Raw genomic sequence first — 8,031 nt, forward strand, 5'->3', positions numbered from 1 at the left:
AACGCAAATGCTTTAGTATTTGCGCCAACCTGGAAGAATGCTTTTGTCCTCTCTGACCCCCTCTTATCAATGGCTTGATACTCCAGAGGCGCTCGATGCAGCGTGTGAGCAAGTAGCCGATGCTTCTGTAATTGCTCTGGATACCGAGTTTTTCCGAGAGAACACGTTCTTTCCAGTGCCGGCGTTGGTTCAATTCACCGCGGGGGAAGAGGCTTATCTGATTGATCCGGTAGCCGTCCCGTGTACTGATAAATTCCGAGCCCTGCTGCAAAATAGTGCTATCAAGTTACTGCACGCCTGCAGCGAAGATCTAGAAGTCTTCCAGCACTGGGCAGGTGTATTGCCGGAACCGTTAATCGATACTCAGGTAGTACAAGGATTTTTAGGCGAAAATCCTGGAATGGGGTATCAAAAGCTGGTCGAATTTTGGGTCGGCGAAACCCTGCCTAAGGAAGAGACCCGCTCAAACTGGCTATTACGCCCGCTGTCGCCTGCGCAGTGCCAGTACGCTGCTCTGGATGTGATCTATTTGTTAAAAGTCTGGACGCTCCAGGCTGAAAAACTCGCCATGTTGGGGCGGCGTGAATGGGTAGACGCTGAGTGTGCTAGCTTAATTGAACAGGCGGGCCGCAGCGTCGATAACGACCAGCAGTGGTATACCCGTCAACGCCAATTGTGGCGCTTGACGCCCCGGCAAATGGAAGCGTATCGGCTGATGACCACCTGGCGTGAAGGCGAGACACGCCGTCGTGACTTGCCGCGCAACTGGTTGATTAGCGACAAGCTGCTATTTGCGATTGCCGAAAAGATGCCCAGTAATCGCTTCGAGCTTGCTGAGGTGGAAGGCGTTAAACCGATGCTGATCAAAAAAGAGGGCGACGCACTGCTGGCAATGGTCAAACAGACCCAGCACTGTGATGAAGAGGCGCTGCCCAAGCGTTGGCCAGACCCCATGCACCCGACGTTCAAATCACGCTTTAAAGCACTCAAGAAGGCGGTAACCGCTAAAGCTAATGACTTGGGTGTGGCACCGGAAATGCTCATGCGCCGCCGTGATATTGAAACACTGGTGATGCAGGACTTGGCAGGGGAACCTCTCACCTGGCCGACCGGTTGGCGTGGCGAATGTCTGAATGGCGCGTTGGCCCAGGCCCTTGAGGAGCGAGCATAATGAGCGACAAGCTGATTTGCGAGGTTTTTAAAAGCTCGCGTAAAGATGAAATGTATTTATATGTCGATAAGCGTCAAGGATTTGCAGACGTCCCTGCGCAATTACTTGAAACCTTCGGCAAGCCTGTACCGGTGTTTACCATGCTGTTGACCGCTGACAAAAAATTGTCACGGGTTAATGCGGCAGACGTGGTGGAAGGGATTAAAGACAAAGGGTTCTACCTGCAAATGCCGCCGCCGAAAGAGGCCTATTTGCTCGACGTGCATCGTGCCCATGTGGCTTCGCGCTCTGATGTCTGCTCTGACGAACAGTAGCGCCATCTGGTTATGAATTTTCTTGCCCATGCATGGTTGGTGAGCGCTGGTAGCGATGATTTCCTCTACGGCAATTTAATTGCTGATGGCGTTAAGGGGCGCAATTTGGCCGATTGGCCTGCTGCTACTGCACTGGGCATTCACCATCACCGCCGGGTAGATGCCTGGGTGGATAGTCATCCTAGCGTTGTTAATGCACGGCGCCGTGCGCCAACGGGGCAGCGGCGCTATGCGGGGATAGCCCTGGATATGGTGTGGGATCATTTTCTGGCTCGAGATACGGCAGGGCAGGCGGATCAGGACGCGATTATTGAGCGCTGTTATCGACTGCTCTCCGCCCGTACCGCGCCGAACCGGCTGGCCGGTATGATGCCGATTCTCGTCGAGCAGGACTGGCTAAGAGGCTATGCTGACTTTGCGTTTACCTGCCGGGCCGTTGCCGGGATTGGGCGGCGTTTGTCTGGCCCCAATCAGTTGGCTGCTTTAGTGCCTTGGCTGTACGACGATTATCAAGCGTTAGAGGCCGATTTCCAGACCCTATGGCCCGAACTATTGGCTGAATTAAGCCACCAAGATACACCCCCATCATAATGAGTTTTTCGTAATAATGAGCCAGGAGACGATGGAGACCGCAATGCGCGAACGTTTTTGGGAGCGCTTTACCCTCGAAGAGTTGACGCCCCAGGAGTGGGAAGCGTTATGCGATGGCTGTGGGCAGTGCTGCCTGCTAAAGTTGCACGACGAGGATACTCAGGAGTTAGCAGTACTGAACGTTGCTTGTCGCTTGCTGGATATTCACAGTTGCCAGTGCAGCGATTATGCGAACCGCTTTGAAACCGTTCCCGATTGCACCCAACTGACGCCTGCCTTGGTTAAAGAGTTTACCTGGCTGCCGCAGAGCTGTGGTTATCGGCGGGTGGCTGAAGGGCGCAAGTTGGCGGGTTGGCATCCGCTGTTAAGCAATGATGCCGAGCGGGTTCACCGCAAAGGCGTCAGCGTACGCAGCTTTGCGGTGTCCCAAGATGAGGTGCCCGAGCAGCAATTGGAGTCGCATATTATTGCCGTGCTGCCGATGTAGTTCCCTACGAGCACTTTACTCAGCAGTTGAAGATGCTGGCGAGTGCAGTCCCAGCGCCCAGAGAATAAACGCGTCTTGGCGGGCGGTATCGCGCCACGCTTTGAATCGACCGGATGCGCCGCCGTGGCCGCTGCTCATATCGGTACGCATCAAAATCGGCGCTGAACCCAGCTGCTGTTGTGCCATCTGGGCATAAAACTTGGCGGGCTCCCAGTAGCTGACACGGGTGTCGAACCAACTGCCCTCAATCCATAGTGCAGGGTATATCTGCGCTTTAATGTTATCGATAGGTGAGTAAGCGGCTATTCGCTCGGCGACCTCTGGTTCTTCAGGGTTGCCCCACTCGCTGTACTCTGCGGTCGTCAGAGGCAGCTCCGGGTTCTGCATCGTGCGCAGCACGTCTAAGAAGGGCACGTCTAGCAGAGCGGCGCAAAACTTTTCCGGGGCACGATTAATGCAGGTGCCGACCAGCAGCCCGCCAGCGCTGGCACCATAGGCCGCTACGCGCTGTGCATCACTGACACCTTGCTCCACAAGCGCTTCCCGGGCGGCCAGGAAATCGTCAAAGCTATTCTCTTTGTGGGCCATCTTGCCGTTTAAATACCAGGGTTCGCCGCGCTCGCCGCCGCCACGCACATGAGCAACGGCAAAGGCCGCACCGCGCTCAAGCAGTTCCAGCCGGGCGATCGAGAACCAGGGGTCGAGAGCCTCACCGTAAGCGCCGTAGCCATACAGCAGCGTGGGTAAGGGCTGATCCGCCAGGTCGGCGCGCATCACCACCGATACGGGCACTTGCTCACCGTCGCTGCTGGTGGCCCAAAGGCGGCGACTGATTAGCTGTTCCGGCTGTAAATTGCCGTAAACAGGTACCCGCTTCAGCAGCGTTCGCTCGCCGCTGGTTAGATCGAGTGAAAACCAGCTGGGCGGCTGGGTAAACGACTCTTCGCGCAGGCGCACTACCTGAGTATCGAAGTGCGGGGCATCTTCCAGCATCTGCGAGCAGGGTTGTTCAGGCAGTGCCAGGGTCTCATCTAGGGTGCAGCTATGCTGGGCATCGAAAAGCAAACGCCGCAAATGCACTTGCGCTTGGGCATGGTCACGCTCAGCCAGCATCAGCCCCCAAGAGAACGCATCAACGCCTTCCAGGGTGGCTTCTTCACGGTGGGCGATTAACGTTTGCCAATTCAATTGGAGCTGACCAAGCTGACTTTCGGGCAGGAAGTCGAGCTGGAAGTGAGCACCTGCCTGGTTATGCAGGCGGTAAAAGCTGCCTGGCCGGTGATCAATGCTGTACTCGACCCCCGCCTGGCGCTGCTGAATACACAGCGGGGCTGAATCAGGAGAGTGAGCGGCCAATAGGTGAATTTCACTGGTGTCTTTTGAGCCGCTTTCTAGCAGCAGCCACGACCGCGAGCGCGTTTTGCCAATACCGAGCCAAAACTCAGGATCCTCTTCCCGTAGCACCAATACTGGCTCATTTGAAGCGTCAGGCTCCATCAGCGAAAGCGAAAGCCGCCAAACGCTGTCGGGGCGCTGAGTGTCGTCAAACCGCGTGAACAGCAGCGTCGCTGTAGTGGCAGTTTGATCTTCTGCCCAGCAAAGCCCCGCACCAATATCGCTTAATAGTTGCACGGGCGTTCCGTTAGGCAGCGCTTTCAGCCACAGAGTAAAACGCTCGTCGCCTTGAGTATCTTCTGTCCAGGCCAACCACTGCTCATCGGGAGACAGCGCCATATCGCCCATGTCGTAAAAGTCGTGCTCAGCAGCACGGGCTCTAACGTCGAAAAAGCATTCCTGTTGTTCAGGCTGACGATTGGGGTGGCGCCACCAGCAGGGGTAATCATCCTCGGCACCGGTCTCGTTCCAGAACGTGAAGTGGTCAAGCGTTGTCTTAAGGCTGGTCACGGCTAATTCGCGGCGCGCAAGGTGACTCTGGTATAACGCTTCCTCCAACGGGGCAAGCGGGGCAAACCAATCGGCTTGTTGCTGATTGGCGGCCTCTAAAAAGGCGCTGACCTGTGGGTCATCGCGCTCTTCTAACCAGTGCCATTGCGGGTCATTAGCGCGATAATAGCGTGCAGCGGGTAAGCCTGAAGGTATGCCTTGCTGTGCTTTCATAAATTGATAGGTACCATAACGGGAAATCAACGTCGGGTGAGCTCACCCATATGAGGGGTATTATGCTGTTTGCAAATTCAACGCCACTACTGTGGTTGAGTTATTACGGGCTGTCGCTGTTAGTGATTGTCGCAGTCTACTTTGCGTTCACTTTTCTGCCTCGCTTGCCACGTCTTGTACTGACCTGGATGGTGGCAGGGGCGATATGGGCACCCGCCACTTTCCGGCTGCCGCTAATAGAAGAGGGTGAATTCTATACCGGTTGGGCACCTTCGGCGATGGTGGCGGCGGTTGGGTTTTTAGAAAACAACGGCGCAGCACTTCGTGGCGGGCTAATGTGGCTGGTGTTAGGGATGGCATTAGGCGCGCTGATTGGCGTTGCTCTGTGGTGGTGGCGCCGTCCTGGGGACGATGAGTATGTCGCCCAGGAAGAAGAGAGTGCCGATGAAGGCGAATCACCACGCCGTCGCGAACCGGTGATTGGTTAATGGCTGTGTTTAGGTTCCATGCTTTTGCAGAGAGCGCCGGGTGTCTATGTATTGGTAAAGCGTATGTGTGAACTACTGGGTATGAGCGCCAACGTGCCCACCGATATCTGTTTTAGCTTTTCGGGCTTTTTGCATCGCGGTGGGGGCACCGGCCCTCATCGCGATGGTTGGGGAATTGCCTTCTACGAAGAGGGCGGTTACCGCGATTTTCGCGACCCCCATCCTTCCGTCGATTCCCCTATCGCCCGGCTAATTTGCGATTACCCGATTAAGTCCAATGTGGTGATCAGTCACATTCGCCAAGCCAACGTGGGGGGCGTAAAGCTTGCCAATACCCACCCTTTCACGCGCGAAATGTGGGGGCGACCCTGGTGCTATGCTCACAATGGGCAATTAAGTGGCTGGGAGCGTTTAACGTTAGGAGACTACACCCCGGTTGGCAGCACCGATAGCGAGTACGCCTACTGCTGGTTAATGGGGGAGCTTCGCCGTGAATTTCCTTCCCCGCCCGCTGATCCCGCAATGCTGTGGGAGCGCTTGCACCAGCTATGTGAGCAGCTAAGAGCATTGGGCGTGTTCAATATGTTGCTCTCCGATGGCGATTACTTATATACATTTTGCGCCACGAAGCTTGCGCATATTACCCGCTGCGCGCCCTTCGGCGAGGCGGAACTCTCCGACGCCGAGATGACGGTGAATTTTGCCGAACATACCACGCCTGACGACATCGTTTCAGTGATTGCCACTGAACCGCTCACGCACAATGAAGCCTGGCAGCGCATGGTGCCGGGTGAGCTATTGGTCTGGCGCGATGGAGAAATTCAGGCGCGTTACTGTCCATAAAGAAACGATCTACTAAATTGGAATGAGGGACGCAGCAGAAAATCAAGTGAGCCCGACTATGGGCTAAAGTTGAAACGTCAGTTTCAATCGATCGTTTTACAGCCTGTTAGAGGTCGTATATCGTTGGGCTTCTTAACCTATTTTTTCAGATAGAGCCTAGCGACAACAACAAGGTCGGTGACTTACGCCGACGCCAATAGCGGAGATTGCCCATGAGCGAACACGCCAACGCCGCCGTTTTACGTGGCCCAGCGCTTGAAGGGTTGGATCAGTACGATTCAGTCACGGATGTTTTTCATAACGCAGTAACACGCTTTAAGGACAAGCCAGCTTTTTCCTGTATGGGAAAAACGCTCTCTTTCGCTGATCTTGACCGCCTCTCTGCAGACTTTGCTGCATGGCTACAGCATGAAACCGACCTCGTTCCCGGTGATCGTATCGCCATCCAGTTGCCCAACGTACTGCAGTTTCCTGTGGCGGTATTCGGTGCACTGCGCGCAGGCTTGGTAGTGGTCAACACCAACCCGCTATATACAGAGCGGGAAATGGCCAACCAGTTCAAGGACTCCAACGCTAAAGCCATTGTGATTTTGGCCAATATGGCGGACAAGCTGGAGAAAGTGCTCGATAAAACAGATATCAAGCATGTGCTCGTCACCCAGCTAGCTGACTTGCACGATGTGCCCAAGCGCTGGTTAATCAATGCAGTGGTCAAGCACGTTAAGAAAATGGTGCCTGCTTATTCACTGCCCAGTGCGGTTGGCTTCCGTGATGCGCTAAAAAAAGGTGCCTCGCTAAGTCATACCGAGGTCAAGAGGAGCCCCGACGATTTAGCCGCGCTTCAATATACCGGTGGCACCACGGGTATGCCAAAAGGCGCAATGCTGACCCATCGCAATCTCATCGCCAATATGCTGCAAGCGCGGGAAGCGATTGGTACTCATCTGACCGATGGCGAAGAGTTGGTTATCGCACCGCTACCGGTTTATCACATCTATACCTTTACGGTTAACTGCCTGTTCCTAATGGAAACCGGTAACCACTCTTTGCTGATCACTAATCCTCGCGACCTGGATGGTTTTATCAAAGAGCTCAAGGGGGTGCCCTTTAGCGCTTTTATCGGCCTCAATACGCTGTTTAATGCGCTATGTAATCGCGACGATTTCAAGCAGCTCGATTTTTCCAAATTGAAACTGACGATCTCCGGCGGCATGGCGCTGACCAAAGCAGCGGCGCAGCGTTGGGAAAAAACCACCGGTTGCCCAATTGCCGAGGGGTATGGTCTGACCGAGACTTCTCCCATTGTTAGCTTCAACCCGACCGATGCGATCCAACTGGGCACTATCGGTAAGCCCGTGGCAGGCACCGCGGTAAAAGTCGTCGACGCCGATGGCAACGACGTGGCATTGGGCGAGCCGGGAGAACTGTGCGTGCAAGGGCCACAGGTGATGAAAGGCTACTGGCAGCGTGAAGATGAAACCCGTGACGCCATCGATGAGGATGGCTGGTTCCGCACCGGCGACATCGCTGTGCTGCAGGATGATGGCTATATCCGCATTGTTGATCGCAAAAAAGATATGATCCTGGTCTCTGGCTTTAATGTTTATCCCAACGAAGTTGAAGATGTGGTGGCAGCCCACCCGGATGTGCTTGAGTCTGCCGCGGTCGGTGTGCCAGATGAAAATGCTGGCGAAGCCATCAAGCTGTTTGTGGTAAGTAAAAATGACCAGCTAGATGAAAAAACACTACGCGACTGGTGCAAAAAAGAGCTCACTGGCTACAAAGTGCCGAAATTCATAGAGTTTCGCGATGAGCTGCCCAAAACCAACGTGGGTAAAGTACTCCGCCGTCAGCTGCGTGACGAAGAGCCCTCAAAAACGTAATCAGATAGCCATTAATAAACACTCGATTAGTGGGCGAGGGCAGGTTGTAACAAGGGTCTTTCGCCATGGCCGGAAAATATTCCTGACAATTCCGGCATTTCCGCCATCCATGGCGGTCAGATGGCGAAAGTAGCGC

General features: G+C 54.7%; 8 protein-coding genes. 7 read left to right on the forward strand and 1 reads right to left on the reverse strand.

Annotated elements, in window-relative coordinates; translation table 11 throughout:
• The first annotated feature begins 37 nt into the window (after positions 1–37).
• Genes rnd through K7H09_RS18710 form a run of 4 tightly spaced genes read left to right on the forward strand, consistent with a single transcriptional unit; the run spans position 38 to position 2,563 of the window.
• Complete coding sequence (rnd, locus tag K7H09_RS18695; protein WP_041159207.1) at positions 38–1,171, forward strand: ribonuclease D; 1,134 nt, start codon at positions 38–40, stop codon at positions 1,169–1,171.
• The gene (locus tag K7H09_RS18700; protein WP_041159208.1) at positions 1,171–1,485 is read left to right on the forward strand and encodes a YcgL domain-containing protein; all 315 of its coding nucleotides are present in this window, start codon (positions 1,171–1,173) and stop codon (positions 1,483–1,485) included. Before rnd ends, K7H09_RS18700 begins: the two co-directional genes overlap by 1 nt.
• Before the next feature lie 12 nt (positions 1,486–1,497).
• The gene (locus K7H09_RS18705) at positions 1,498–2,076 is read left to right on the forward strand and encodes an acyl carrier protein phosphodiesterase (RefSeq protein WP_041159209.1); all 579 of its coding nucleotides are present in this window, start codon (positions 1,498–1,500) and stop codon (positions 2,074–2,076) included.
• A 31-nt stretch (positions 2,077–2,107) separates the two neighbouring features.
• The gene (locus K7H09_RS18710) at positions 2,108–2,563 is read left to right on the forward strand and encodes a YcgN family cysteine cluster protein (RefSeq protein WP_041159210.1); all 456 of its coding nucleotides are present in this window, start codon (positions 2,108–2,110) and stop codon (positions 2,561–2,563) included.
• Between the two features lie 15 nt (positions 2,564–2,578).
• On the opposite strand, the gene K7H09_RS18715 is transcribed toward K7H09_RS18710, so the two are convergent.
• A complete protein-coding gene (locus K7H09_RS18715) occupies positions 2,579–4,681 on the reverse strand; it encodes a S9 family peptidase (protein WP_041159211.1) in 2,103 nt (700 codons plus the stop codon).
• A 62-nt stretch (positions 4,682–4,743) separates the two neighbouring features.
• Between K7H09_RS18715 and K7H09_RS18720 the strand changes: the two genes are divergently transcribed.
• The 3 genes from K7H09_RS18720 to K7H09_RS18730 all read left to right on the forward strand — a co-directional run bounded on the left by K7H09_RS18720 (position 4,744) and on the right by K7H09_RS18730 (position 7,895).
• Positions 4,744–5,169, forward strand: a complete 426-nt coding sequence (locus tag K7H09_RS18720) for a hypothetical protein (RefSeq protein WP_041159212.1) — start codon at positions 4,744–4,746, stop codon at positions 5,167–5,169.
• A gap of 63 nt (positions 5,170–5,232) precedes the next feature.
• Positions 5,233–6,012: a class II glutamine amidotransferase gene (locus tag K7H09_RS18725; RefSeq protein ID WP_041159213.1), complete on the forward strand. Its 780-nt coding sequence runs from the start codon at positions 5,233–5,235 to the stop codon at positions 6,010–6,012.
• Between the two features lie 212 nt (positions 6,013–6,224).
• Entirely contained in the window at positions 6,225–7,895 is a 1,671-nt protein-coding gene (locus K7H09_RS18730; protein WP_027958453.1) for an AMP-binding protein, read from the forward strand.
• Positions 7,896–8,031: the final 136 nt, after the last annotated feature.

Origin of the sequence: Halomonas sp. IOP_14, assembly GCF_021021315.1 — a bacterium.
GTDB classification, from domain to species: domain Bacteria; phylum Pseudomonadota; class Gammaproteobacteria; order Pseudomonadales; family Halomonadaceae; genus Vreelandella; species Vreelandella titanicae.

Excerpts from the sequence above, each read along its gene's own strand:
- rnd (WP_041159207.1), top strand. The coding sequence starts at position 38 with ATGCTTTTGTCCTCTCTGACCCCCTCTTATCAATGGCTTGATACTCCA.
- K7H09_RS18700 (WP_041159208.1), top strand. The coding sequence starts at position 1,171 with ATGAGCGACAAGCTGATTTGCGAGGTTTTTAAAAGCTCGCGTAAAGAT.
- K7H09_RS18705 (WP_041159209.1), top strand. The coding sequence starts at position 1,498 with ATGAATTTTCTTGCCCATGCATGGTTGGTGAGCGCTGGTAGCGATGAT.
- K7H09_RS18710 (WP_041159210.1), top strand. The coding sequence starts at position 2,108 with ATGGAGACCGCAATGCGCGAACGTTTTTGGGAGCGCTTTACCCTCGAA.
- K7H09_RS18715 (WP_041159211.1), bottom strand. The coding sequence starts at position 4,681 with ATGAAAGCACAGCAAGGCATACCTTCAGGCTTACCCGCTGCACGCTAT.
- K7H09_RS18720 (WP_041159212.1), top strand. The coding sequence starts at position 4,744 with ATGCTGTTTGCAAATTCAACGCCACTACTGTGGTTGAGTTATTACGGG.
- K7H09_RS18725 (WP_041159213.1), top strand. The coding sequence starts at position 5,233 with ATGTGTGAACTACTGGGTATGAGCGCCAACGTGCCCACCGATATCTGT.
- K7H09_RS18730 (WP_027958453.1), top strand. The coding sequence starts at position 6,225 with ATGAGCGAACACGCCAACGCCGCCGTTTTACGTGGCCCAGCGCTTGAA.